General features: G+C 45.5%; 25 protein-coding genes. 15 read left to right on the forward strand and 10 right to left on the reverse strand.

Translation table 11 applies throughout. The features are described 5' to 3' along the window. The first annotated feature begins 36 nt into the window (after window positions 1–36). The 5 genes from obgE to ACRD67_RS10985 all read left to right on the forward strand — a co-directional run bounded on the left by obgE (window position 37) and on the right by ACRD67_RS10985 (window position 6352). Entirely contained in the window at window positions 37–1035 is a 999-nt protein-coding gene (gene obgE, locus ACRD67_RS10965; protein WP_430967192.1) for a GTPase ObgE, read from the forward strand. Window positions 1036–1093: 58 nt separating this feature from the next. Next, window positions 1094–1618: a DUF4136 domain-containing protein gene (locus ACRD67_RS10970; protein WP_430967193.1), complete on the forward strand. Its 525-nt coding sequence runs from the start codon at window positions 1094–1096 to the stop codon at window positions 1616–1618. Between the two features lie 225 nt (window positions 1619–1843). After that, complete coding sequence (locus ACRD67_RS10975) at window positions 1844–4144, forward strand: S9 family peptidase (protein WP_430967194.1); 2301 nt, start codon at window positions 1844–1846, stop codon at window positions 4142–4144. 421 nt (window positions 4145–4565) lie between these two features. Next, on the forward strand, window positions 4566–5624 hold the full coding sequence (locus tag ACRD67_RS10980) for a sensor histidine kinase (RefSeq protein ID WP_430967195.1): 1059 nt from the start codon (window positions 4566–4568) through the stop codon (window positions 5622–5624). After that, window positions 5621–6352 carry a LytR/AlgR family response regulator transcription factor gene (locus ACRD67_RS10985; protein ID WP_430967196.1) on the forward strand — a complete coding sequence of 244 codons (732 nt, stop codon included), beginning with the start codon at window positions 5621–5623 and terminating at the stop codon, window positions 6350–6352. The genes ACRD67_RS10980 and ACRD67_RS10985 overlap by 4 nt, the downstream gene beginning before the upstream one ends. A 68-nt stretch (window positions 6353–6420) precedes the next feature. On the opposite strand, the gene ACRD67_RS10990 is transcribed toward ACRD67_RS10985, so the two are convergent. Further along, on the reverse strand, window positions 6421–6798 hold the full coding sequence (locus ACRD67_RS10990) for a DoxX family membrane protein (RefSeq protein ID WP_430967197.1): 378 nt from the start codon (window positions 6796–6798) through the stop codon (window positions 6421–6423). Window positions 6799–7008: 210 nt separating this feature from the next. Here ACRD67_RS10990 and ACRD67_RS10995 point away from each other — a divergent pair, with 210 nt between their 5' ends. Then, window positions 7009–7890, forward strand: a complete 882-nt coding sequence (locus ACRD67_RS10995) for a tetratricopeptide repeat protein (protein WP_430967198.1) — start codon at window positions 7009–7011, stop codon at window positions 7888–7890. On the opposite strand, the gene ACRD67_RS11000 is transcribed toward ACRD67_RS10995, so the two are convergent. Both ACRD67_RS11000 and ACRD67_RS11005 read right to left on the reverse strand, forming a co-directional pair. Continuing rightward, window positions 7887–8672, reverse strand: coding sequence for an SDR family oxidoreductase (locus tag ACRD67_RS11000; RefSeq protein ID WP_430967199.1), 786 nt, complete (start codon window positions 8670–8672; stop codon window positions 7887–7889). The two genes, ACRD67_RS10995 and ACRD67_RS11000, sit on opposite strands and share 4 nt — an antisense overlap. 8 nt (window positions 8673–8680) lie before the next feature. Further along, a complete protein-coding gene (locus ACRD67_RS11005) occupies window positions 8681–8989 on the reverse strand; it encodes a cupin domain-containing protein (RefSeq protein WP_430967200.1) in 309 nt (102 codons plus the stop codon). Window positions 8990–9097: 108 nt separating this feature from the next. On the opposite strand from ACRD67_RS11005, the gene ACRD67_RS11010 reads away from it, so the two are divergent. Next, window positions 9098–10474 (forward strand): UDP-N-acetylmuramate--L-alanine ligase, encoded by a 1377-nt coding sequence (locus ACRD67_RS11010; RefSeq protein ID WP_430967201.1) that lies wholly within the window; start codon window positions 9098–9100, stop codon window positions 10472–10474. A 50-nt stretch (window positions 10475–10524) separates the two neighbouring features. Then, on the forward strand, window positions 10525–10737 hold the full coding sequence (locus tag ACRD67_RS11015) for a hypothetical protein (protein WP_430967202.1): 213 nt from the start codon (window positions 10525–10527) through the stop codon (window positions 10735–10737). On the opposite strand, the gene ACRD67_RS11020 is transcribed toward ACRD67_RS11015, so the two are convergent. Both ACRD67_RS11020 and ACRD67_RS11025 read right to left on the reverse strand, forming a co-directional pair. Continuing rightward, a complete protein-coding gene (locus tag ACRD67_RS11020) occupies window positions 10725–11357 on the reverse strand; it encodes an FMN-binding negative transcriptional regulator (RefSeq protein WP_430967203.1) in 633 nt (210 codons plus the stop codon). The genes ACRD67_RS11015 and ACRD67_RS11020 overlap by 13 nt on opposite strands. A gap of 26 nt (window positions 11358–11383) precedes the next feature. After that, window positions 11384–11827: a DUF1569 domain-containing protein gene (locus ACRD67_RS11025; RefSeq protein WP_430967204.1), complete on the reverse strand. Its 444-nt coding sequence runs from the start codon at window positions 11825–11827 to the stop codon at window positions 11384–11386. Between the two features lie 104 nt (window positions 11828–11931). Here ACRD67_RS11025 and radC point away from each other — a divergent pair, with 104 nt between their 5' ends. Genes radC through ACRD67_RS11055 form a run of 6 tightly spaced genes read left to right on the forward strand, consistent with a single transcriptional unit; the run spans window position 11932 to window position 17604 of the window. Next, window positions 11932–12630: a RadC family protein gene (gene radC, locus ACRD67_RS11030; protein WP_430967205.1), complete on the forward strand. Its 699-nt coding sequence runs from the start codon at window positions 11932–11934 to the stop codon at window positions 12628–12630. A 33-nt stretch (window positions 12631–12663) separates the two neighbouring features. Then, a complete protein-coding gene (locus ACRD67_RS11035) occupies window positions 12664–13959 on the forward strand; it encodes a polysaccharide deacetylase family protein (RefSeq protein WP_437439836.1) in 1296 nt (431 codons plus the stop codon). Next, on the forward strand, window positions 13952–14641 hold the full coding sequence (locus ACRD67_RS11040) for a YjjG family noncanonical pyrimidine nucleotidase (RefSeq protein WP_430967207.1): 690 nt from the start codon (window positions 13952–13954) through the stop codon (window positions 14639–14641). Before ACRD67_RS11035 ends, ACRD67_RS11040 begins: the two co-directional genes overlap by 8 nt. Before the next feature lie 57 nt (window positions 14642–14698). Then, window positions 14699–15247, forward strand: coding sequence for a hypothetical protein (locus ACRD67_RS11045; protein WP_430967208.1), 549 nt, complete (start codon window positions 14699–14701; stop codon window positions 15245–15247). Continuing rightward, window positions 15244–16704 carry a DUF5723 family protein gene (locus ACRD67_RS11050; protein ID WP_430967209.1) on the forward strand — a complete coding sequence of 487 codons (1461 nt, stop codon included), beginning with the start codon at window positions 15244–15246 and terminating at the stop codon, window positions 16702–16704. The genes ACRD67_RS11045 and ACRD67_RS11050 overlap by 4 nt, the downstream gene beginning before the upstream one ends. Before the next feature lie 18 nt (window positions 16705–16722). After that, on the forward strand, window positions 16723–17604 hold the full coding sequence (locus ACRD67_RS11055; RefSeq protein WP_430967210.1) for a hypothetical protein: 882 nt from the start codon (window positions 16723–16725) through the stop codon (window positions 17602–17604). On the opposite strand, the gene ACRD67_RS11060 is transcribed toward ACRD67_RS11055, so the two are convergent. Beyond that, entirely contained in the window at window positions 17601–18878 is a 1278-nt protein-coding gene (locus ACRD67_RS11060; protein ID WP_430967211.1) for a replication-associated recombination protein A, read from the reverse strand. The genes ACRD67_RS11055 and ACRD67_RS11060 overlap by 4 nt on opposite strands. Window positions 18879–18969: 91 nt before the next feature. On the opposite strand from ACRD67_RS11060, the gene ACRD67_RS11065 reads away from it, so the two are divergent. Then, window positions 18970–19719 (forward strand): rhomboid family intramembrane serine protease, encoded by a 750-nt coding sequence (locus ACRD67_RS11065; RefSeq protein ID WP_430967212.1) that lies wholly within the window; start codon window positions 18970–18972, stop codon window positions 19717–19719. A gap of 3 nt (window positions 19720–19722) precedes the next feature. Here the strand turns inward: ACRD67_RS11065 and rlmB are convergent, their stop codons facing one another. The 4 genes from rlmB to ACRD67_RS11085 all read right to left on the reverse strand — a co-directional run bounded on the left by rlmB (window position 19723) and on the right by ACRD67_RS11085 (window position 24604). Beyond that, window positions 19723–20460 carry a 23S rRNA (guanosine(2251)-2'-O)-methyltransferase RlmB gene (gene rlmB, locus ACRD67_RS11070; protein ID WP_430967213.1) on the reverse strand — a complete coding sequence of 246 codons (738 nt, stop codon included), beginning with the start codon at window positions 20458–20460 and terminating at the stop codon, window positions 19723–19725. Between the two features lie 89 nt (window positions 20461–20549). Beyond that, on the reverse strand, window positions 20550–21884 hold the full coding sequence (locus ACRD67_RS11075) for an aryl-sulfate sulfotransferase (protein ID WP_430967214.1): 1335 nt from the start codon (window positions 21882–21884) through the stop codon (window positions 20550–20552). A gap of 168 nt (window positions 21885–22052) precedes the next feature. Further along, on the reverse strand, window positions 22053–22868 hold the full coding sequence (locus tag ACRD67_RS11080; RefSeq protein ID WP_430967215.1) for a hypothetical protein: 816 nt from the start codon (window positions 22866–22868) through the stop codon (window positions 22053–22055). A gap of 26 nt (window positions 22869–22894) precedes the next feature. Next, on the reverse strand, window positions 22895–24604 hold the full coding sequence (locus ACRD67_RS11085; RefSeq protein ID WP_430967216.1) for a SusD/RagB family nutrient-binding outer membrane lipoprotein: 1710 nt from the start codon (window positions 24602–24604) through the stop codon (window positions 22895–22897). Window positions 24605–24608: the final 4 nt, after the last annotated feature.

A 24608-nucleotide genomic window follows, 5' to 3' on the forward strand; every position in this document is an offset into this window, starting at 1 on the left:
AGGGTATTCCTAACTTTGTAATTCTTGCTTTAGATAATGACCGAGGGCAATTTTGTAGATTATGTAAAGATGTATGTGGCTTCAGGAAATGGAGGCAAGGGATCTGTACACCTACATCGGGAGAAATATATCACCAAGGGTGGGCCTGATGGGGGTGATGGAGGCCGAGGGGGCCATGTCATCATACGGGGCAATAAAAATTTATGGACGCTCCTCAACTACAAGTTCCAACGACATTTTAAAGCTGAGCATGGTGGCCATGGGAGCAAAAACAGAAGTAGTGGCGCCCAAGGAGAGGACGTATACATGGATGTCCCACTCGGTACGGTGGTCCGTGATACGGAATCAAATGAAATACTGTTTGAAATCACAGAGGACCAACAGGAAAAAATTGTCGTGGAAGGCGGCATGGGCGGCCGTGGAAATTGGCACTTTAAAAGTCCTACCAACCAGACCCCAAGGTATGCCCAACCAGGGATACCAGGACAGGAAAGGCAAATTACCCTGGAATTGAAAGTGTTGGCCGATGTGGGATTGGTAGGCTTCCCGAATGCGGGAAAATCAACCCTGCTTTCCGTACTCACCTCGGCAAAACCAAAGATCGCCGACTACGAATTTACCACGCTAAAACCCAATTTGGGGATTGTGCAATATCGGGATTTTAAGAGCTTTGTGATGGCCGATATTCCTGGGATTATTGAAGGAGCTGCCGAGGGCAAGGGCCTGGGGCACTATTTCCTTAGACATATTGAGCGGAACGCTACCCTACTTTTTTTGATACCCGCCGATAGCAATGACATCAGCAAGGAATACGAAATTTTGCTCGATGAGCTTCGTCGGTACAACAAAGAACTCTTGGACAAGGACCGTCTGGTAGCCATTTCCAAAAGTGATATGTTGGATGACGAATTAATGGCCGAAATGAGGACAGAACTGGACCGCGACCTAAATGCGCCCTACATGTTCATCTCCTCCGTTGCCCAATTGGGATTGCAGGAGCTAAAGGATAAACTCTGGATACTGTTGAACGATTAAGCCCCGCTTTCTTACGGGCCAACTACTATTTTCATTATTTTTATATAAAGTCCTGGTCATGAAAAAGCTATCTTTTGTGTTATTGGTCCTGCTCCTTGGGTCGTGCAATGCGGTACGGGTAGACTATGACTATGACAAGGGAACGGATTTTTCCAATTATACGACGTACAATTACTACCCGGACATGGATACCGGCCTAAGCGATCTGGATACCAAACGTTTGATAAAAGCGGTAGATTCCGCAATGCAGGCGAAAGGAATTTTGAAGGCCGAAGAGCCTGATTTTTTGATCAATATTCAGAGCAGGTCCTATAGGAGCCCAAGCAACAGTGCCGTGGGCGTTGGCCTGGGCGGGTCAGGGAGAAATGTTGGTGGAGGTGTCTCCATAGGCATACCGGTTGGGCAACCCAATCTATCGCGGGAAATTATTTTCGATTTTGTCGATAGTCAAAAAGACGCACTCTTCTGGCAAGGCGTTAGTGAGAGCTCCTATAGGGACAATGCCTCGCCAAGTGTTCGGGAAGATGTTCTGAACAGGGTAGTGGCCAAGGTTTTTTCCAAATACCCCCCGCAAAGAAAGTAACTATCTTCTAAAGTTGATCACCCGTTCGGGTTTTGATATTTACCGCTTACCATATATTCCGTTCCAACAGCTTTTGGCAAGCTTATATTTGCCTACATCAGAAATTGGCACCCTGTTTTTGTAACAAAAGCCCGCTTAGGTTAACTAATGGAATACACATTGCAAAACACACCAAATTTTTGTAGAAAAAGGTTTAACATCAAAAAAGGCAAAATGAAAAATCACATGAACAAACTAAAAGGAATTTTGGCCACAGTACTATTTGTATTGTCCATGCAGGCCTACGCCCAAGAAGTGGTAGGATCATGGAAGGGCACACTCTCTATACAGGGTATGGAAATGCCCCTGGTATTCAACGTCACGGAAACCGATGGGGATTACGCGGCTACTATGGATAGTCCTTCCCAAGGGGCTACGGATATCCCTATGGACGAGACCATTTTTCAGGGGGATCAATTGACCATCTCCTTTAAGCAAGCGGGCATAAAGTATGTGGGGAAACTAACCGGAGATAAAATGGAAGGCACCTTTTATCAAGGTGGAATGGAACTTCCCCTGGCTTTGGAAAAGACCGTAAAGACCATTCCCGGGAATCAGGATCTGGTAAGTTCGGAGGAGGAACTGATAGCCCTGGCAGCTTTGGACGTTGGAGATTACAGGTACACCGTAGAGGACTACTTTGCGCGGCCCAAGGCCTCTACCTTTCGCTTTTCCCCTAATGGAAAATACCTGTCTTATCGGGAGAAGGACGCCAATGGCAAGAGACACATACAGGTCAAGGAGATTGCCAGCGGTAAGGTAACCCGAGCCATTGAGGAAAAGGAAGAACTGGTCCGTGGCTACGGCTGGGTAAACAATGAACGATTGGTCTATCTGATGGACCAGGGTGGTGATGAGAACTACCATTTGTACGCCGTGAACCTCGATGGTTCCGACCTTAAGGATTTGACCCCTTTTGAGGGGGTACAGACCAACTTTTTAGAACTGCTCAAAGAGGACAAAGACCACATCATTATTTCATTGAACAAGAACAACCCACAGATTTTTGATCCGTACAAAATAAACGTGCTTACCGGGGAAATGAAGCAATTGTATGAAAATAAGGATGCCGCTAACCCCATCGCCGGTTATGATTTTGATAAAAATGGCAATCTAAGGGCGTTTACGCGAATCAGGGATGGTGTGGAACAGGATCTCTACTATGCAAAGGAAGACGGTAAATACGAAGTTATTAAGAGTCTAAACTGGAAGGATGCCTTTGGTATCCAGCAATTCAACTATGCCACTGAAAATCCACATGACGCTTATGTGGTTTCCAATCTGAATAGTGATAAGTCCGAAGTTGTCCTGTACGATCTTAAGGAGGACAAACAACTAAAAAAGGTCTTTTCCCATGACCAATACGATGTTTCCGATCTTGCTACCTCAAGAAAACGAAATTATGAACTGGATTATTTTGAGTACGAGGGGGAGAAAAAAGTGATCGTTCCGGTAAGTGATTATTACAAAAACCTGCACGCCAAATTCGAAAAGGAATTTGAGGGCAAACAGTACAGTATAGCCGATTTTACCGATGACGAGAACCATTACCTCATTTACGTCAATAGCGATAAGGTTTACGGCGTATACTATTCCTATGACGTCCAAAAGGATGAGTTTAAGCAAGTTTTCAACCTCATGCCACAATTAAAGGAGGCCGATATGGCCGAGATGCGCCCCATTACCTTTACCAGTAGGGACGGACTCACCATACACGGATACATTACCCTTCCCAAGGCAGCCCTGAAAGGACAGAAGGTTCCTGTTATCGTGAACCCGCATGGTGGGCCACAGGGCATACGTGATTCCTGGGGCTTTAATCCGGAGTCACAGTTATTTGCCAGTAGGGGATACGCGACGCTACAGGTCAACTTCAGGATTTCGGGAGGCTACGGGAAAAAGTTCCTGGAATCGGGCTTTAAACAAATAGGTAGAAAGGCCATGGATGACGTGGAGGACGGATTGCGGTATGTCATAGACCAAGGGTGGGTAGACAAGGACAAAGCCGCTATTTATGGAGGCAGTCACGGCGGATATGCCGTGTTACGGGGACTCACCAAGACCCCGGATCTATACGCCTGCGGGGTGGATTATGTTGGGGTGTCCAACTTGTTCACCTTTATGAAGACCATTCCGCCCTATTGGAAACCCTATCTGAAGATTATCAAGGAAATCTGGTACGACGAGGATATTGCCGAGGAAAAGGCCATTATGGAAGAAGTGTCGCCCGTATATCAGATCGACAAAATCAAAAAACCCTTGTTCGTGGTACAGGGTGCCAACGATCCCCGGGTCAACATTGACGAGTCCGACCAAATTGTCAGTGCGCTAAGGTCCAAAGGCTATGATGTACCCTATATGGTACGGTATGATGAGGGTCATGGTTTTGGAAAAGAGGAAAACCGCATTGCCCTATACAAGGCCATGGTAGGTTTTTATGCCAAGCATTTGGGACAGACAGAAATGCCTACGCCTATCAAGGATTAAAGAAACTGCTATTTCTGTACACGCAGGATGATAAGAAAAGGGGGCAATCAGCTCCCTTTTTTTTGTGTTTACCGTTCACTTCCCAAATTTTACCACTGGCCATATTCTGGTTGGGGGTACGCTTCAATGCCATTACTTTTACCCTATAATTCAAATAAGAACCTTAAATAGCAAGCGATGATAGCAATAGCAAAATTAGTGGTTACGATTATTATTGACGTTATCCTATAAAAGATGGGGAGCGAAGTAAGGGATACAAATGGATCATTCAAAAAGAGATACGGGTTCCGTTTCCTTGGATGTGTCAGCATATGGATATTCCTGAATCCAATGTTGAATTTAAGAACCGTTTACCATCTCCCACAATGAGGGGCAGATATCCAATCGATTAGCTTAAATTTGAAACGATCAAAGGGAACCTATGGAGTTAACACCTAGCAAGCGGAATAGGATTTATTGGTTACTACAACTACTGGGCTGGAGTTCAGTGAACCTCCTTTCTGTTTTCGTGCTAAAAAAGGCCAGTTTTGAGTTTTTGTTCTATTCCAATTTGGCAGGTATTTTTATTGGGGTGTTCAGTACCCATTTGTTACGCACTTACCTAAAACGGAATGTCTCCATGGAGGGTTTTGGTGTGAAAGAGATCATCAAGGTGGTTCTGGCCACGTTTCTTATCTCCATGCTGTACGGAGCGTTGGGCTATCTGTTCGGACATTTCTATGGGAAATACATGCCGATAGAGAATGAAATTGACCTGACCATCCTGTCAATCTATGACAGTTGGTGGGTCTTGTTCCTGAATTCGGTACTGGTCATTTTTGGTTGGGTGGTCTGCTATCTGGTCATCAAGGCGCTATTAAAGTTGAACGCGGATAGGATAGAACGGCTGCAGTTGAACGCTACCCTAAAACAAGCGCAGTTGAATACGCTCAAGGGGCAGATCAATCCGCACTTTATGTTCAACAGTCTCAACAATATTCGAGGTCTAATGTTGGAGGACGTGGAGAAGTCCAGGGACATGCTGACCAAGCTTTCCGAAATACTCCGCTATTCCCTGACCAAGAACAATGTCAATGCCATTGCGTTGGAGGAAGAACTGGAAATGGTGGAGAACTATATCGATCTGTCCAAGATCCAATTGGAGGACCGCCTACAATTTATAAAGGAAGTGGCGCCCGAAACGCTAACACTTGCCATTCCGCCCATGATTGTGCAATTGCTGGTGGAAAATGCCGCCAAACACGGTATTTCGAACCTGAAGGGGGGTGGAAGAATCCTTTTAAAGACCGAGATTGACAAGGATCGATTATGCATTAAGGTAATCAATACAGGGAAGTTACAGATGGCCAAGGGTTCTACCCAATTGGGTTTGGAGAACATAAGGCGACGTTTACACCTTCTCTATGGGGACACGGCCGTTTTCTCCCTGACCGAAGAAAAGGACGAAGTAGTAGCCAATATTAAAATTCCGCTGGCATGAGCACCATTAAGGCAGTAATTGTAGAAGATTCACGTTTGGCACGCAACGAGTTGAAGGAGCTCATTAAAGGCCATGGGGAAATTGAATTGTTGGGCGAGGCCGAAAATGTGGACAAGGGGTATGAACTCATCCAAGAGAAACGCCCCGACCTGCTGTTTTTGGATATCAACATGCCCGAAAAAGATGGATTTGAACTGTTGGAAATGCTAGATGAGGTGCCTATTACCATCTTTACCACCGCCTTTGATGAATATGCCATTAAATCCTTCGAGTACAATGCCCTGGACTACTTATTAAAGCCTATCAATGCCAAGCGGTTCGCCTTGGCTATGGACAAGGTTAGATCAAAGTGGCAAGATGGACTTGGAGAGGGGGAAACAAGCGTGGAACGACTTACAGAGAAGAGCCAAATTTTCATTAAGGATGGCGAAAAGTGCTGGTTGGTAAAGATTGGGGAGATTTCCCATTTCGAAATCGTGGGGAACTATACCCGAGTCTACTTTGAAAACCAAAAACCCATGCTGTACAAGTCCCTGAACCAGGTAGCTGAAAAACTGCCAGCTCAAAATTTTTTCAGGGCCAATAGACAACAGATTATCAACATCAACTTTATCAAAAGTGTAGTACCCTGGTTCAATGGAAAATTAAAATTGACCATGATCAATGGGGAAGAATTGGAGGTCTCTAGGCGGCAATCCTATATTTTCAAGGATAAAATGAGCTTGTGATTCAAATCTTGGAATAAAAAAAGCGGCACTGTTTTTGGCGGTGCCGCTTTGCATATGTTTCTTCTATATTACCCCTTTAGGATATCCTTATAGTTGTTTTTATAACCGTACAACATTGCAATATTCAGCAATAAGAGCACCAGGGCCGGAACAATGTTGCCGGGATCCAAGGTGGCATGGAAAAGTACCGCATTGATCGATACGCTCATCAAAATCAACATCATCAAGGAGGCGTATTTGTTCAGCAATAATGAGAGACCTGCTGCAATTTCCACAATACCCACTAAATAGGGGATTACCTTGGCCGAGGCCAGAGCCCCAAAATAGGCCATTGCGGCCTCCGGTAGCTCAAAAGGAGGCATAAAGTCGAGAAACTTGTTCGATCCAAAAAGAAGGAGGAAAAGACCCAAGATAATTCTAAGGATCAATAAGACTTTTGAATTCATAGTTTGTTGTTTTTACGTTAGATAGCTAACAATTTATAAAAAAAAATGACGAATAAATACGAATTTTTCAAATTTGTTGGCCGATTTCTGCCTTCGGGTAGCTCCGCTTACCACAGAATGCGGGCCTTGACCGATAAAGAAAACCACAAAAAAATATACGATTAAGGTTAAGAATTTCGTTTCGACTAAGGACCAAATCTTTAATGTGCTATGAAATTTTGGAAGGCGCTGTTCGTGTTCTGTATACCCTTTTTTTCCTTGGGCCAGCAGGAGGTCCTGATCAAAGTGGACCATTATCTGGAGCTTAAAAAGTATGAGGAAGCGGAAATGGCACTCCTTAGAGCTGCAAATATTCGCTTTGCCCCCGGCTTGATGGATAAATTGGGAGAGGTCTACGGCCTGCAGGGCAAATGGGACAAAGCCATAGGGATTTACGAAGAATTGACCGATACCTACCCCCAAAACCCAGAATATCAGTTTAGATATGGCGGGGTATTGGCACGAAAGGCCCAAAACAGCAGCAAATTACGGGCATTAATGCTCTTGGGAAGAATAAAGGAAGGCTTCACAAAGGCTGTAGAGCTAAACCCTAATCACATTGAAGCCCGGTGGGCCCTCGTGGATCTTTATGTTTCCATACCCGGAATCGTAGGAGGAAGCACTTCAAAAGCGTACAAATATGCCAGGGAGTTAAAGGCCATTTCTCCTTTTGAGGGATATTTGGCCCTTGGGTACGTATGCGAATATGACGATGAACCCTTAAAAGCGGAACAACACTATAAAAGAGCGCTGTCCTATTTATCCAATTTAGGTAGTGTTCCCCGAAATCAGCTGAACTATCAGATTGGAAAGGTCTGCAGTGATTATGGGATTCAATTGGAAAAGGGAATTCAACACATGGGGGCCTATATCAATAATTTTACCGTTAAGGACGGAGTGCCCTTGTATTGGGCCTACTATCGCATGGCCAAATTGTATCGCCATCAAGGGGCTATGGAACAGGCCAGTTCTTGGGTAGAAAAGGCACTTGCCGATCGTCCCACCTTTAAACCTGCTCTGGAAGAGCGGGAAGTTATACGGGCTTTGCTTTAAAGTGATTTCAACAGACCTCCATCTATCGGAATACTCGCGCCAGTAATATAGGAAGCTGCTTCCGATGCCAAAAACGTCGCCAGATATCCATACTCCACAGGATCTCCGATCCGTTTTAAGGGCACCCTGGACTCCATATCCGCCCTAACCTCGGAAATTGGAACACCCAACTGTTGGGCCTTTGCGGCATTAAGCTGCGCAATACGCTCTGTATCAAAATATCCTGTTAAGATGTTGTTCACCGTAATCTGATGACTCCCTACATCGCCAGCCAGGGTTTTGGCCCAGGTAACCACAGCTGCCCTAATGCTATTGGAAAGGGCCAGATAGGAAAGGGGTTCTTTAACGGAAACCGAGGCTACGTTGATAATCCTGCCATAGCGCTGCGCCAACATGCCTTGTAAGGCCTGTTCGGTGGTGTAGACCACCGTTTTAAAAAGCAGGTCAAAAGCTTCTTGGTAATCCGATACCTTTTTTTCGAGCGCACTGCCCGCTTTTGGGCCTTGGGTGTTGTTGATCAATATGTCTACTGTATGGGTCTCAAAATAACTGGAAATTATCTTTTTGTAGGCTTCAAAATCATAAAAATCAACCTCCAAATACTGGTGCCTTTGACCCTGGTCTTTGGGAAGTTCTGTAATGATATCCTGTAAAGTATCGGCACTTCTCGCCATCAAGGTAACACTGGCGCCACTTGCCGCCAGTTGCTGTGCTATGGCCTTTCCAATACCCTTGCTGCTACCGCCCACAAGGGCTTTTTTTCCTTTCAGTGAAATCTGCATACAAACGTCTATTTATATTCCCGTACAGGGCTAAAAATATCCATTAACCTACAGCTTGTCACCGCTTTCCCACTATGGGGAACGTTTGGTGGGATAACCACAAAATCCCCGGGCAGGTAGACCTTGGTGCTGCCTCCCACCGTGAGCTCAAAGGTACCTTCAAGAACCTGCATTAGCTGTTCGTTGATATGATGGTGCTCTGGTACTTCGGCACCCTGCTCTACCTCCCAATAGACCAGGCTCATGGTTTGGGCATGAATCAATTTACCATGATAGCCCGGCATGATTTCCTCTGAAACGATATCCGATAAATTCATATTTTCCTTTTTAATGGTGCATACTAAGATATAAATTATGTTCCGTTCGGCATCAGTTTGCCAACGCAGTTTCAATCGCTATCTTTACCGCATAATCTCAGCATTGATATGAACATCCATTTTATCGCCATAGGGGGCAGTGCCATGCACAATTTGGCGTTAGCACTACTTCATAAGGGGTACGCCGTAACAGGAAGCGACGATGTGATTTTTGAACCATCAAAAAGTAGGTTAGGGGCAAAAGGAATCCTGCCGGAACCCTTTGGATGGTTCCCTGAGAAAATCCATTCCAACTTGGATGCGGTTATTCTGGGCATGCACGCTAAACCGGACAATCCAGAATTGTTAAAGGCCCAGGAACTGCAACTTAAGATCTATTCCTATCCCGAATTTCTGTACGAACAGTCGCGGAATAAGACCCGGGTGGTCATAGGCGGAAGCCATGGAAAGACGACCATAACTTCCATGATACTACACGTGCTAAATTATCATGGGCGCCAGGTAGATTTTATGGTGGGCGCTCAATTGGAAGGGTTTGACCGTATGGTGCATTTAACCGAGGACAATGACTTTATCGTTTTGGAAGGCGATGAATATTTGTCATCACCGATAGATCGCCGGCCCAAATTTCATCTATATAGGCCCAATATAGCGCTTCTGAGCGGAATTGCTTGGGATCACATCAATGTGTTTCCCACCTATGAAAATTATAAAGCGCAATTCAGAATTTTTGTGGACAGCATCGTTAAAGGGGGCAGTATTACCTATAATGCGGAGGACGAGGCGGTAAAAGACATTGTGGACGCGTCCGAAAATGCCATTCGAAAAATACCCTATGGCACCGCTGACTATTCCGTGGTTGCCGGGGAAACACTGCTCGAGACCCCTGAGGGGCCCATGCCCATTGCAGTTTTTGGAAAACACAATCTGAACAACTTGGCAGGAGCAAAATGGATCTGTCAACATATGGGTGTGGACGAAGATGCCTTTTTTGAAGCCATTGCCACCTTTAAGGGGGCTTCCAAACGTTTGGAGAAAATTACCGAGACCGATTTTTGCGTAGCCTATAAAGATTTTGCCCATTCGCCCAGCAAGGTAGCAGCAACCACGGATGCGGTGAAGGAGCAGTATCCGGATAGAAAATTGATCGCCTGCCTTGAATTACATACCTATAGCAGTCTAAATGCGGAATTTTTAAAGGAATACCAAGGTACACTTCGCAGCGCAGACACCGCTGTGGTCTTCTATTCTCCTGAAGCGGTAAAAATTAAGCAATTGACAGAGGTAAGTGCCCCGCAGATTGCCGAGGCCTTTCAGCGCGATGACCTAGTGACCTTTACCGATGCCACAGGGTTCAGGGACTTTCTCTTTGAACAGGATTTCAACAATTCCGTACTGTTGCTGATGAGTTCTGGAAATTATGGCGGGTTGGGTTTTGATGAACTCAAGAAGGTCATTGAAGGGCAGTCCATAGGGTTTCACTGAACATTTGTCAGGACTTTTTGGAATGGAACGCGGTTTGCAACAGATAGTTTATGAAAGGGCCAGGTACCGTAATTTTTTTGAGATCCATTTTAAGGTCTTGCAGACGAAAGGCCTCCTTGGTACTCATCGCATTTATGTTGGGGATGTCCAACGCCATATTGGAAGAAACCCGTATGATCAATGATACCCGTGAACATCTGGAACAACAGGAAATTGAACCGGAAGATGACGGATTGGATGCTTCGGTGCCTTATGAATCCTGAGCGTTCCGGTGATTTTCAAAAATGCGGTCTACAAAAGCCTTTACATCCTTTTGTTGGCTGCGAATCAACGCCAACTTGGCCTGCTCCCGATCCTTTTTTAGTTTGTCCTGTGAAAATTTGAACTTCCCCTCCCACTGGGTTATTTTAATCTCGAAACCTATAATGTAATTGATTAGGCCCTCCATTCGTGAGTCGTCCTCGGCCAATACGTATTTTGGGTTGTCCCCCTCCAAAAAAGCCGTCATGCGGACCATGGTACGCTTTACGGCCTCTTTGTCCCGTAAGAGCTTGATCCGGCCTTGGAGATGACAAAAAATATAGTTCCATGTGGGTAATTGACGCGTGCTGTACACCGATGGGGAAATATAGCAGTCTGGTCCATAAAATACTGCGGTGACCAGCGCATCATCCACTAAGGTACCCACTTGGGGGTTGTACTTGTCCATATGGGCCACCAATTTGCCGTACTTACTACCATCCGCCTCATATACAATCGGGATATGGGTGATCAACGGGGCATTGTCCTTTATGGTTATCAAGGTTCCAAAGGGATAGTTTTTAACCACTTCAATAACGTTTGAAAAGTTCTTTTCCTGATGATGTTGAGGTGGGTACTTCATATGCCTTATTGAATTGAAACAGGTTCTTAAACCCCAAACTGCCTTAAGTGGTGGTCCAGGTGCTTATATTCCAGTTGTCCCCATTGCTCATGGGTGAAGCTGCCAAAAAGCGGATGGGGATTCCATTCCGTTCTTTCCCTTAGGGCGTACAGATCATGGAGCAACTGTTCCAGTTTTTTGCGTTCCGTGATAAAATCCTTTTCTTCCATGGCTTTGGCTTTGGGCGTAGTAGGCAGGTTTTTTCGCCAAAGCGTATCGTTGTAGAGCGACTTTTTAAAAAACCATCGGATAAGAGGATTGCCCTTTTTGCCACCCTTTTTGTTTTCAATGGCTATCTCCAGCGGATACTGGCAATGCCAGACCATTTGCCCCACAGTCATTTTACCCCATTTTCTTTCGGAACCCTGGTGTAGGGAACGGACACGCTGCAATACCTCATTATAGGTAGTTTCCTCGAAAAATGATTTCATGCGCTTGTCTGTTTATTTAATCCCAAACCTACAGATTTTATGGAATTAATGTCAAATTCCGGATGAAATTAACAATAAAAATTTTAGTTCATTATCTTTAGTGCATGCAAGAAAAACCAAGTCCGTTTTCCATCAAATACTGGTCAGATGATGACAGGCCCAGGGAGAAGTTGGCACGGAAGGGAAAAACAGTTTTATCCGATGCCGAACTTATTGCGATTCTTATCGGGTCTGGAACCAAAAATGAGAGTGCGGTGGCCCTTTCCAAAAAGATTTTGGCGTCAGTGAACAACAATTTAAACGAGTTGGGCAAACTCTCCATTCCACAATTGAAGCAATTTAAGGGTGTAGGCGAGGCAAAGGCCATAAGCATTGTGGCCGCATTGGAAATAGGTAGAAGGAGAAGGGGTTCGGCCGTTGAAAAGAGCGCCAAAATCTCGAGCAGTAAAACGGTCTTTGAACTGTTACAACCCATAATAGGCGAGTTGCCCCATGAGGAATTCTGGATAGTATATCTCAACAATTCCCATAGGGTTATGCATATGGCCCAGTTGAGCAAGGGAGGTATTACCGGAACCTTGGTAGATGTGCGCTTGGTCCTAAAACAAGCCCTGGAGCTTGGCGCGGTGGCCCTGATTTTGGCCCATAACCATCCGTCGGGAACTATCGTCCCAAGTCTGGCAGACAAAAAGATTACCAAGAAGTTGAAAACTGCTTCGGAAGCGCTGGACATCAAAGTCCTGGACCACCTTATCATAACCCAGCAATCGTATTTCAGTTTTGCGGATGAAGGGGAGTTGTAATAATCGTTTAAAGGATTTGAGCTGTAGAACACTATGTTATTGATCTATACCCATAAAATTACCCCGCGTTTTAGTTATATCATGAAGCACCTGTTTACCAGGATTTTGGGAATAGAGGTGGTTTATGCAACGAAGGTAGAGGATTTCATTAAACACAGCGGCCCTAAAATCACCTACACCAAACAGCCGCTTCAGAACGAATTTTTTATAAAGAGCAACGACCTCTTGTTTGAACAGGGAATAAACGATTTTCCCATAAACATAGGTCAGTGGGAGGATGTCCCGTGCTTCTTCAGCGCCGGTGAACGTAGCAACATTCCCTTTGATATTTTTTCGGCCAGTTTCTATCTTTTGAGCAGGTATGAGGAATACCTGCCCCATGTGAAGGATATGCATGGTAGGTTTCCGCCCAATGCGAGCGTTGCCTTTCAAAAAGGGTTTTTGGACCTGCCCGTGGTAGACATTTGGGCGTACAAACTGCTCGAAAAACTGAAGGAGCGCTTCCCGGACATGACCCATGCCAAAAGGCAATACAAATATACTTCCCTTATCGATGTTACCTCGTCCCATTGTTTTGCCTACCGGGGGCTGGTGAGGAGTGCGGCAGGATTTTTGCTTGATCTGGGTACCCTAAGACTAAGGCGCTTGGTCAGTCGGGTCCTGGTCTGGCTGAGGGTGAGAAAAGATCCGTATGACAACTATACTTCCTTGATCGATCTCCATAAAAAGTTTAACATGCCGAGCATGTTCTTTTTTCAGTTTGCGGAATATTCTACCTATGACAAGAATATATCAACCAATAATAACAAGTTCAGATACCTTATTAAATCAATTGCGGACTACAGTATTGTTTCGCTCGCGGCCTCCTATAGCTCGTTCCGCGACATAAAACTTTTAAAACAGGAGAAAAAAAGGCTGGCGAACGTAATCAATAGGCCGGTCAGGTTTTCCCGCCTGCGCTATAATAGGGTAGATGTCCCGGAAACCTATAGGAAATTGGTAGAGGCAGAATTCACCGATGATTTTACCATGGGATACACACATGAACCGGGATTTAGGGCAGGTACCTGTAGACCTTTTTATTTTTATGATATTAATCTGGAGGTGCAACAACCCATTAAAATACACCCCTTTGCCGTTCATGACTACGCTTTTGTGAACCTGTCCGAAAAGGAAGAGATCCTGGGTAAGATCAAGCTCCTATACCATAGGGTGAGGCGGGTAGACGGACATTTTATTACCGTTTTTTCCAATGAACTGCTGGGAGGCGAGCATCAGGTAGATTGGAAGGAACTGTACGAATCTGTAATAGACCAATGCCATGTTTAAGCATATTATTTCGGACGTTTTCTTCGATTTGGACCATACCTTATGGGATTTTGAAAAAAATTCAGCCCTTACGTTTAAAAAAATACTGGTCGATAACGGTCTTCAGGTAGACCTTCCCGATTTTCTGGAGGTTTATGTGCCGACCAATTTAGCGTTTTGGAAACTGTATAGGGAGGAAAGGATTACCAAGGAGGAATTACGCTACCAAAGGCTAAAAACCACTTTTGATTCACTTGGCTATCCGGTTACCGATCCCATGATCCATTTGTTGGCTGAAGCGTACATTGCGCATCTGTCCTCATTCAATCATCTGTTCCCCAATACCGTTGAAATCCTCGAATATTTGAAACCCCGATATAAACTGCACATCATTACCAACGGTTTTCAGGAAATTCAGGAAAAAAAGCTTATAAACTCAAAGATCCACACCTATTTTGACCAAATTATCAACTCTGAAATGGCGGGGGTGAAAAAACCAAATCCAATTATCTTTGAGCTAGCGCTGAAAAGCGCCGAGGTAGGACCGGAAAAAGCGATTATGATCGGCGATAGTATAGAGGCTGATATTCTCGGCGCCCAGGCGGTAGGATTTCATACCTTGCATTTCAACGCGCACAACGATTCGAAGCATGAACATTGTAAAATGATTCATGATCTTGGTGAAATAAAATTGTATTTGTAGAGTTATATAAGAGGAAACATTACATAACCGCTGAACAGGGGCTTAAGGTGCTGTGAAATGAAGAATGGACTTATATATCTCTTACTCGGGTTTGCACTGGTGTGTTCCAGTGCCTGCGTAGAGGAACAGGATTTTGATCAACTTGAAGATTTACAGGTAACCCCTACCATAGAGGCAAGTATTCTATACATTGAATCCCCAGAGAGCGTTATCAACCTGGCCACAGGAATCAGTTTTTACGCCAACACCTTTAATTTTGATGCCTTTAACGAAACTTTTTTTGCCGACAAGGTATTGGATGGGGTCGTTATTTATGAAGTGGAGAATACCACAAGTAAGGAACTGGACATTACGGTCGAGTTTTTGGATGAGGCAGGAAATGCACTGGATATTGAACAATTTTCAGTAAACCCGGCACCCACGGCCCTACTGCGTACAGAAATTGCTTACGGACCAGGAGGTAGGAGTCTCGACATTATAAGAAATACATCGGCTATACGGGTAAGCGCCACGAACCTGGGCGATAACACAAGTGTATCCAATCTTCCCGACCCCAAAATAATTCTAAGATCTAGTGGTAGATTCAGGATAGAGCTTGTTCAATGAGAAAGCGGATATTTTTTATAATGGCCATGCTGTTGTGGTATGGGATTGTGTACACCCAGAACAAGCAAATCCTGTATGATTTTAGGGAAATTCCCCAGGCCTTATTGATCAATCCCGGCATGGAAACCCCATATGCGTGGTACGGTGGCATACCTGCGCTCTCCGGTATCTCCCTTCAAACAGGCACCAACGGCATTACGGTCCATGACATCTTTGCCGATGATGGGGTGGATATCAACCTTAAGGTGAGGGAACGCGCAGTCTTTGGTCTCGGGTTTCGGGACGAACTTAGCGGAACTTTTCAATTGGATATACTCAACGGAGGTTTTCGGGATAGAAACAGGCCGGAGAATTTTTATTCTTTTGGTATCTATTTGGAAGGGGACGCCATAGGGTATTGGCCCCAGGACCTTGCCATTTTGGGCTATGAGGGAAATGCCGATGCCCTGGGAAGGAGATTTAACCTGAGCCATTTGAAGACCAAGGGCGAACTGGTGAACGTGTTTCATTTTGGACTCAACAAAAAATTGAACAGAAACCTAACGGTGGGGGCCAGGGGAAAAGTGTACTCCAGTATATTCAACTTTAGCTCTACCCGTAACAAGGGGTACTTTGTGACCAATGAAGGTCAGAACAACCTATTGTCCAATACCTTGGTGGCCGATATGGAACTCAGGACATCGGGATTGGACGAAATCGATGATATCCTCGATGACGACAGCATAGACAGTGGCCCTGCACTTGCCAGCCTCTTTCGCAGGAGAGCACTTTTGGGTGGAAACCTCGGATTGGGAGTAGATGTCGGTTTTAGCTATAAGCTCAATCGCCAAACGGTAGTTACCGGAAGTCTTTTGGATGTGGGCTTTATCTACCACACCAAGGATGTAAGGCGGATCCGTCTTCAGGGAGAAGCTACGGTAGAGGGCGTGGAGGTCATACTCCCGGACGCATTATTGGATCCCAGCGCGGATTTTTGGCAGGATCTTGTCGATGAGGTGGAGGCACTAGTTCCCTTTGAGGACAACGTGTCAAAAAACTATATAAGCTTTAGGCCCATAAAACTGAACGGGTCCATCCGTTATGATTTTGAGGAACCCAAAACACCTAGGGGAGAAGATTGCAAATGCGATTACCGGGTAAGTGGAAATCGTGAAAGTCCAATAGATTATCTGAACAGTGTGGGAGGGCACTTATATGTGATACAAAGGCCCAGGGGTCCGCAGGCCGCCTTGACCGCATTTTACCAGCGGCGCTTCGGAAGGGCTTTGTCCTTAAAGGCCACCTATACCGCCGACAAGTTTACCCTGACCAATGTAGGCCTGGGAATGAACCTTCAGGCGGGTCCCATCAATTTTTATTTCATGGCAGACAATCTCCTGGGGTATCGCAACCTGGCCGATAGTCATTACGCCTCTTTTCAGTTAGGATTAAATATCATATCTTGGGGCAGCAAATGACACAAAGGAATGCCTGAAATGAAAAATCGTCTCCTCCTAATCTTTCTCTGCATAGGTTATATCGGAATGTCCCAAATAGAACTCAATGACTACAAATATGTTATTGTGCCAAAACAATTTGATAGTTTCAAAAAAGAGAACCAATACCAGACCAGTACGTTTATAAAATACCTGCTGACCCAAAAGGGCTTTAATACCGTCTATGATGATGAAATGCCCGATGATGTGATCCGTGATAGGTGTCTTGGATTGCTGGTAGATCTCATAGATGATTCTTCGCTCTTTGCCACAAAAACAAGCATTTTATTTAAGGACTGTGGCGGAAAGGAGATTTTTTTGACCCAGGAAGGAAGGAGCAAGCTAAAGGAATTTAAACCGTCTTACATGGAGGCAATCCGGAAGAATTTTGAATCCCTGGATGGTTTTACCTATAGCTATAAACCCAAGGAAAGTACCACCGAGGTGCCCACGAAGATCAGTTTCAAGGATGATGTAAAGCAATTGGAGAAGGAAGAACCGGCCCCTGTGGAGACCGCCGCCAAGGAAGTGCGGGAAGTTGTTGTGGAACAGGAGGTTACCCCAGAAGATCAGACCTATAAAAGTGTGTCCCCCAAGGTTTCGGAAATCAAGAAAGGGGAGGCAAAGCCGAGCTCCCAAATTATGGTTGAAGCGACCAAAGAAACGAATATCCTTTATGCCCAACAGATTGCCAACGGATACCAATTGGTGGACAGTACGCCCCAGATCAAATTAAAAATGTTCGGCACTACCAACCCCAATGTTTATTTGGCCGTTGCGGATGATAAAAATGGCATGGTCCATAGCAAGGACGGAAAATGGTTCTTTGAATATTATGAGGATGGACAACTAAGGGTAGAGGAACTACAGATTAAATTTTAGCCCTCGTATTTGTTCTTCCATCGTTTTGCCAAGTACTCCTTAATGGCCTTCTCCCTAGGATTGGCGCTGGGACTGTAAAAGGCGGTTCCCGAAAGTTCCTCGGGTAAAAACTCCTCCGCTACAAAATTGTTTTCATAATCATGGGCGTATTTATAATCTTCCCCATAGCCAAGGTCTTTCATTAGCCGGGTGGGTGCATTTCGCAGGGCCAGAGGCACGGAAAGATCCCCCGTTTCCCTTACGGTTTGCTGTGCTTTCTTTACGGCCAGATAACTAGCATTGCTTTTAGGGGAGGTAGCCAAGTATATGGCGCATTGGCTCAATATGATCCTGGCCTCGGGATACCCTATGGTCGTTACTGCCTGGAAGGTGCTGTTGGCGATGACCAAAGCGGTAGGGTTGGCCAAGCCAATGTCTTCAGAGGCAGAGATCAGCATACGCCTGGCAATGAACTTCACATCCTCCCCACCTTCTATCATCCGGGCCAGCCAGTAAACCGCCCCGTTGGGATCGCTCCCGCGAATGGATTTGATAAACGCTGAAATGATGTCATAGTGCTGCTCGCCGGTCTTGTCGTAAAGTACGGTATTCTTCTGCACCTTGGCCATGACCATAGCATCGGTGATGGTCACTTCCTCCTTATCCTCCGCTGAGATGACAAGTTCAAAAATATTCAACAGTTTTCTGCCGTCCCCTCCCGAAAGCCTCAGCAAAGCTTCGGTTTCCCTTAGTTTTATCTTCTTGGATTTAAGAAGGCTATCCTGTTTTATGGCCCGCTTGAGCAGCGTTTCCAGATCCTCCTTCCCGAAGGGGTTGAGGACATATACCTGACACCGTGACAAAAGCGCGGGGATAACCTCAAAACTCGGGTTCTCCGTTGTGGCCCCGATAAGGGTAACCCATCCTTTCTCCACCGCTCCCAGCAAAGAGTCTTGCTGCGATTTACTAAAACGATGTATTTCATCGATGAATAGAATAGGGTTTTTGGAAGTAAATAGTCCCCCGCTTTGTTTAGCTTTCCCGATAACCTCCCTTACGTCTTTAACGCCACTGCTTATGGCGCTCAGGGTGTAGAAGGGCCTTTCACTTTCATTGGCGATAATATGGGCAAGCGTGGTCTTTCCTGTCCCGGGAGGCCCCCACAAGATCAGTGAAGGCACCATACCTTTTCTTATCTGATGTGTCAGGGAGCCCTTTTCGCCCACCAAATGGTGTTGGCTAATGTAATCTTCCAAGGTCTTGGGGCGCATCCGTTCTGCTAGCGGTTCGTTCATGGGATAAAAATAAGATATTTATCTAGATGACAATTTATCAGGTTTTGGATTTCTGGCCGACAAATTGTGGAAAAAACATTAAATTCAATGTATGTCCGAGAAGAAGTATTTCAAGTTTTCCGATTCGGTCCTTTTGGTGCCCTTTCTGTTGGTTTTGCTCATGTGGACGGTATATTGGGTAGAAATCCGGTTCCAGACCAACTTCAACCCGTATGGCATCTACCCCAGGACCTTTTCGGGTTTACGAGGGCTGTTTTTCGGTCCTTTTATACACGGTTCCCTACAACACCTCTATAACAACACCATACCCATTGCCATATTATCTGCCGCCTTGCTGTATTTCTATCGCGACATATCCTTTAAGGTGCTGTTCTGGGGTGCTTTGTTGTCCGGTCTGTTGACCTGGGGCATTGGACGGACCTCCTATCATATAGGGATGAGCGGGGTCATCTATGTTTTGGCGAGCTTTATTTTTTTTAAGGGCATCTTTACAAAACACTATCGGCTTACCGCCTTGTCCCTGTTTGTGGTTTTTGTATACGGAAGCCTATTGTGGTATATCTTCCCCATTAAGGAGGGTATCTCCTGGGAAGGCCATTTGTCGGGATTTATATCGGGCCTGTTGTTTGCCGTTTTCATGAAAACCCAGCTACCGGAGACCAAAAAATACGATTGGGAAAAGGAGGATTACAATGAAGAAGAGGACGAATTTCTACGGCATTTTGATGCGGATGGGAATTTTATCGAGACCAAAGAGGAAACAGCGGACCCTGGAAAGAAAGGAGAATCCATAAAAATCACCTATCATTTTAAACAAAAGAAACCTGATCAGGAAAAATAGTGCTCAATCCGTTCGCTGCCTGACTACTTCGTAGAGGAACACCCCACAGGCCACTGATACGTTCAAGGAAGCAATATCCCCGAGTATGGGCAGTTTTGCCGTATAGTCCGAAGCTTTTAGGATCGAAGGCGAAATTCCGATGTCCTCCGACCCCATGACAATGGCCACAGGCTGACTAAAGGAAAGTTCGTAAACTGTATTTTTCGTTTTTTCCGTAGCCGCTACAACCTTGACCCCGGATGCCTGGAGATAGAAGACGGCATCCTTGATGTGGTCTACCTTGGCAATAGGCACTTTAAATGCCGCTCCGGCCGAAGTTTTGATGGTATCCGAGGTAACCGGAGCGCTTCCTTTTTTTTGTATGATGATACCGTCCACCCCGGTACATTCTGCCGTTCTAATGATAGCTCCGAAATTTCTAACGTCCGAAATTTGGTCCAATAAAAGAAAGAGCGGGTGTTTTTTATTCGCCACTACGTTTTCGACCAAGGCTTCAAAATTGTGAAAACTAATAGGGGACACCTTGGCTACAACACCCTGATGGTTGTTTTGGGTAAGCTTGTTCAATTTTTCCAAGGGGACGTAGGAGACACTGATGTCCTTTTTGCGCACCAACTTTTCCAATTCCCTGGAAAGGTCTCCCTTAAGCCCTTTCTGCATGAAGATTTTATCAATAGGCTCATTGGAACCTATAGCTTCCATGACCGTACGGATACCATAAATTTGGGTGGGTTTTTCCATGGGGCAAAGGTAGCTACCTAAAATTAAAAAGCGCTCTTTTGGGTACCACAAAAGGAAATAAAAAGAGGTAAATGACCTGAAAGGGCTTGTTAGAGCCCCAGCGCCTTAATTTCAGGAGCATCCTTATCATAATGATAGGCTCTCCAGAAAAAACCGGATCCGTTGAATTTCCATACCACTTCTCCACCATCAGTTACTTCCCAGACCCCAAAATCGGCCTCGGCGATCATCCTGTTCCCATTGGGAAGCTCAACAGCCCCGGAGACCCTTGCCCCGAAAAGGTCGGGATCGGTAAAACTCCAGGTTACCTGGGGTTCATTGTCCGTATTGGCCTGCAATGTTAAGGGATTGGGCAATTGCAATTCATAGACAACGGACTGTTCCATGTCGGCCTCGATTTTGTTTACAAAAATCAACAGCTTTTGTTCCCCGGAAGGTCCTTTGTCCAACAGATTGGGGAAATGATTGTTATAGAACCTACGTTTCCCTTCAGGATTCTTATAGGCGGTAGGATTTCCAAAACGATAGATCAGATCCCCGCCCTTGCCTAAATTGCCCCCGGTATGCGAAGCTGCCTCGGCCGTGCTGGTGCCATGGTCTATGACCCACACCTCGTGAAAGAAGTTTACGCTCATGTAAATGAGATCGTTGTCCGGATCATAAGCTATACCATTGGCGTGCATAATGTCACCGTTGTCCTCGGGCACATAATTGAAATCTATGAGTTGTGGATTTTCTGAAACGACGCCGAAGTTATCCTTGGTGTCATCTACGTCTTGAATGATATGGTCCCAGGCATGCCATTCCCACACGATCTCATCGGTGGTCGGATTGATTTCAATAATTGCTTCCGGGAATAGGTCTACACCCAGAACCGAACCGTTTTGGGTAGCGTCCTCTGCCGTAATTCGTTCCCAGACCATGGTAATTACGTTGCCATTGGGTAGGAGTTCCACATCGTGGTGCGCAATATAGTCTGCTGTGGAGTAGTCAAAGTTCCATTCGACCGTACCATCGGGGCTGATAAACTGTATTTTCCCGCCTTTGCCCCCAAAGGTGATCTGCGGGCTATCTGCCTCCAAGCTTGCCAGCAACCGGCCATCGGGCAGGAGGAAGACATCATTGCCTATATTGTTCCCTCCAAGCGGCCATTCAAAAACATTTTTGGCCTCCTTGTCCATCAAGTATGCGCGGTTGTTTCCTGCATCATTAATGAGTACTAGACCGTCGTATACCAGATTAGGAAATAAAAACTCCGTAGTGCCCTCCAAGCCATCGGTAGGATCATCATCCGTCATTGGATTATCGTCTTCAACGGCCATGGGATCATCATCTTCCACAGCTGGGTCGTCACTTCCACAAGAAATTAAGGTGAAGGAGAAAAGGGTAATACCTAGTAAGGTCAATATTCTTATCAGTTTCATAGCAATTTGATATTGATAAAATCGTGTCCATCGCAAAACGGGACACCGTATGTTAGCTTAAAAAGCTATGGTACGAATTATTTGCATAATCATACCATAGCTTTTGTTATTGAGATAGAGATTTAATACGAGCACATGCTCTTCTCTATGCGTATCTATTTAACTGTCCTAGTTGATACAGGGTGACGGTGCCGGTCCAAAAGGCCCTCTAACATCACCATCAGGTGTTTCCACCGTAAAACTGTGTTCACCTTCAAAAGCGCCACTAGTATAGGAAATAATCAGTTCTGCCGTTCCGGCCGGTACTACCACGTTAAAGGTGGCAGCCGATCCTTGTGCCGCAGAAATCGTATAATTGGTGCTTACTCCGTCAACTTCAAAAGTAAGGAAGGCACCGTCCCAACCATCTCCATAGGAATCTGCCAATTCCAAGATCCATGTACCGGGAACCGTTGCATCGGAAATCGCGGAACATTTAACCAAAACAATAAAGTTAAATGCCTGGCGCTGCTCGGGCTGTCCTGTAATGGAACCGGTGAAATTGTCAAAGGTAAACACAGACCCGTCCGTACCTGTGGACGTTCCTAAAAACCGGATAAAGTCGCCCCCAAGAATATCACCGACCGTTATGCCCAAGGCAGCGGCCACATCCGTATACGGGATGGAGATATTACTGGGAAAGGTGGTCACCGTGGTTAAAGGAATGGTATCGCTGGCCACACCACCTGATTCCAGGCTTACGGCCAGTTCCCAAGAAGCCACATTTTTACTGGGTGCGTCTACCACACCGTTCAAGGCAGCTGTGCCCAAATCACCTTGTGGAACAATACTTTCTTCCACAACAATCCTAACATAGGGTGACTGAAGATCATCCCCTGAATTTCCAAGGAAGGTGTTCAGCGGTTGCTTGTCGTCCTCTTCGCAGCCTACAAATGCAATCGATAAGGTGAGCAGGCTTATTATTGTATAAATTGTTTTTTTCATTTTTTTTGATTTAGAATTACTTGATATCAATCTACAAAGCCTGCAGGGTTCGTATCCCAGAATACCGGAACAGTGGGTTCTGCTTTTTGGGTTATGTTCGTATTGTTGTCACTGGCTACCTGAGGGTACCATACCGATCTAACAAAAGGTCCTGGATCCGCTAGGAAAAAGGCCGGTGTAAAGTTGTCCGGTTGTCCCGTTCTCCTGTACATATTGTAAGCTTCTACCCCATTGCCCCAAAGCGCGATCAGATATTGTTCTGAGAGGATACGCAGTTTATCGGTATCGTTACCGGCGTCATAGGCCGTAAGGATTTCCCCGACATGAGCGTCTATTTCCGCTCCCGTGGGCACAAAGGCTGTACCGGCGGCAAGGCTTGCCCCAAAGGTTGTTACCGTACCTATAGATTCCCGAATAGCTGTTTCAAGGTACGTTCTGGCATTACCAGTAGTGCCTAGGGTAAGTGCTGCCTCGGCCAACATGAAGTTGGTAAAGGAAGACATCATTATCGGTGAGATACCTGCTCCGATCAATCCCTCGCTTACTGCTGCCGATCCTGAAACTGAAGTTCTAAAGGAATCGTCGTCAAAAGGTCCACCCACAGGATATACCCCGAAGACTGTTCTAAAGGCATCATCTGGAGGAATACCATCGTTGTCCAAGAAATTCCTGCCCCAATAGCCGTCCAAGCCATTAATGTTAGGTACCAAACAATAAGGTTCGTTAGGTCCCCACCAAGCGGGTACTGTAATTTCTGTAACACATTCCTTGGTAACCACGTCCGCACCAGAGAAATCACTTTGTTGGCGGTAGAAATAATACCGAGCCCTTGGATCGGGATTGTTGTACTGGTTCGCCAACAGGTTCATGTAGTAATTTACCGTGTAAAAGAACGAAGAAGGACCTTGTCCATCAAAGTTACGGGCAAACCATGGGTGCCTACTGTCTGGCGCCGCATTTGAAGTACCCCATTGGAAAAAGAAATCATCGGCGGAACTTGTTATAAGATTGCCACCCGCAATAAGACTATTGATTACGGAAGTAGACTCCGAAGTGTTCGCCAAACGGGTCGTCAGATAGAGTTTCAATCGCATGGTGTTGGCCGCTTTTACCCATTTGCTCTCATTACCACCATAGAAAAGGTCATTGGTGGGAAGTGCAATCTCTTGCCTGCCAAGATTGGTAATGGCATCGAGCAGTAATTGATCTGCTGCAGCGTACACAGAGGCACCCGAATCCAAAATGGGATTTAAAATCCCTTCACCACCTCTGGCGGCTTCCGAATAAGGAATATCTCCAAAAAAGTCGACCATGGTCATAATGAGGTAGGCCTCAAGAATCTGCCCTATGGCAATATGTGTGTATTGGCCTGCTTCTTCCGCTACAGGATTCATTGTTCTGATATCGATCAATGCGCCGGCATAAAAGTTGTCCCATACCTGATCAAAATCCGAAGGATCAAATACCTCACGGTAGGTAGGACCGTCATTGTTAAGCATACGCACTAGCTCGGAACCAAATCGACTAAAGCCAAACTCATTCCTATCTTCCTCACCATGGAATAATTCAGCAGTCTGTATCTGAATTTGGTTCAAGAAGAAATCCGCACTAGCCTGTGTGGGGCTCAGAGCGTTGGGCGTATCGATTACGCCAAGCTCAATGGTTTCGCATCCGGAGTGGAAAACAAGCATAGACCCCGTCAATACTAAACCAATTATTTTAAACAATTTTTTCATGATA

The sequence above is a fragment of the Eudoraea algarum genome (assembly GCF_050589645.1).
Lineage (GTDB): Bacteria > Bacteroidota > Bacteroidia > Flavobacteriales > Flavobacteriaceae > JBNGOQ01.

Excerpts from the sequence above, each read along its gene's own strand:
- ACRD67_RS11060 (WP_430967211.1), bottom strand. The coding sequence starts at position 18,878 with ATGAACGAACCGCTAGCAGAACGGATGCGCCCCAAGACCTTGGAAGAT.
- rlmB (WP_430967213.1), bottom strand. The coding sequence starts at position 20,460 with ATGGAAAAACCCACCCAAATTTATGGTATCCGTACGGTCATGGAAGCT.
- ACRD67_RS11010 (WP_430967201.1), top strand. The coding sequence starts at position 9,098 with ATGAACATCCATTTTATCGCCATAGGGGGCAGTGCCATGCACAATTTG.
- ACRD67_RS10980 (WP_430967195.1), top strand. The coding sequence starts at position 4,566 with ATGGAGTTAACACCTAGCAAGCGGAATAGGATTTATTGGTTACTACAA.
- radC (WP_430967205.1), top strand. The coding sequence starts at position 11,932 with ATGCAAGAAAAACCAAGTCCGTTTTCCATCAAATACTGGTCAGATGAT.
- ACRD67_RS11075 (WP_430967214.1), bottom strand. The coding sequence starts at position 21,884 with ATGAAACTGATAAGAATATTGACCTTACTAGGTATTACCCTTTTCTCC.
- obgE (WP_430967192.1), top strand. The coding sequence starts at position 37 with ATGACCGAGGGCAATTTTGTAGATTATGTAAAGATGTATGTGGCTTCA.
- ACRD67_RS11025 (WP_430967204.1), bottom strand. The coding sequence starts at position 11,827 with ATGAAATCATTTTTCGAGGAAACTACCTATAATGAGGTATTGCAGCGT.
- ACRD67_RS10995 (WP_430967198.1), top strand. The coding sequence starts at position 7,009 with ATGAAATTTTGGAAGGCGCTGTTCGTGTTCTGTATACCCTTTTTTTCC.
- ACRD67_RS11020 (WP_430967203.1), bottom strand. The coding sequence starts at position 11,357 with ATGAAGTACCCACCTCAACATCATCAGGAAAAGAACTTTTCAAACGTT.
- ACRD67_RS11040 (WP_430967207.1), top strand. The coding sequence starts at position 13,952 with ATGTTTAAGCATATTATTTCGGACGTTTTCTTCGATTTGGACCATACC.
- ACRD67_RS11005 (WP_430967200.1), bottom strand. The coding sequence starts at position 8,989 with ATGAATTTATCGGATATCGTTTCAGAGGAAATCATGCCGGGCTATCAT.
- ACRD67_RS11055 (WP_430967210.1), top strand. The coding sequence starts at position 16,723 with ATGAAAAATCGTCTCCTCCTAATCTTTCTCTGCATAGGTTATATCGGA.
- ACRD67_RS10970 (WP_430967193.1), top strand. The coding sequence starts at position 1,094 with ATGAAAAAGCTATCTTTTGTGTTATTGGTCCTGCTCCTTGGGTCGTGC.
- ACRD67_RS10985 (WP_430967196.1), top strand. The coding sequence starts at position 5,621 with ATGAGCACCATTAAGGCAGTAATTGTAGAAGATTCACGTTTGGCACGC.
- ACRD67_RS11045 (WP_430967208.1), top strand. The coding sequence starts at position 14,699 with ATGAAGAATGGACTTATATATCTCTTACTCGGGTTTGCACTGGTGTGT.
- ACRD67_RS10975 (WP_430967194.1), top strand. The coding sequence starts at position 1,844 with ATGAACAAACTAAAAGGAATTTTGGCCACAGTACTATTTGTATTGTCC.
- ACRD67_RS11085 (WP_430967216.1), bottom strand. The coding sequence starts at position 24,604 with ATGAAAAAATTGTTTAAAATAATTGGTTTAGTATTGACGGGGTCTATG.
- ACRD67_RS11000 (WP_430967199.1), bottom strand. The coding sequence starts at position 8,672 with ATGCAGATTTCACTGAAAGGAAAAAAAGCCCTTGTGGGCGGTAGCAGC.
- ACRD67_RS11015 (WP_430967202.1), top strand. The coding sequence starts at position 10,525 with ATGAAAGGGCCAGGTACCGTAATTTTTTTGAGATCCATTTTAAGGTCT.
- ACRD67_RS11035 (WP_437439836.1), top strand. The coding sequence starts at position 12,664 with ATGTTATTGATCTATACCCATAAAATTACCCCGCGTTTTAGTTATATC.
- ACRD67_RS11065 (WP_430967212.1), top strand. The coding sequence starts at position 18,970 with ATGTCCGAGAAGAAGTATTTCAAGTTTTCCGATTCGGTCCTTTTGGTG.
- ACRD67_RS10990 (WP_430967197.1), bottom strand. The coding sequence starts at position 6,798 with ATGAATTCAAAAGTCTTATTGATCCTTAGAATTATCTTGGGTCTTTTC.
- ACRD67_RS11080 (WP_430967215.1), bottom strand. The coding sequence starts at position 22,868 with ATGAAAAAAACAATTTATACAATAATAAGCCTGCTCACCTTATCGATT.
- ACRD67_RS11050 (WP_430967209.1), top strand. The coding sequence starts at position 15,244 with ATGAGAAAGCGGATATTTTTTATAATGGCCATGCTGTTGTGGTATGGG.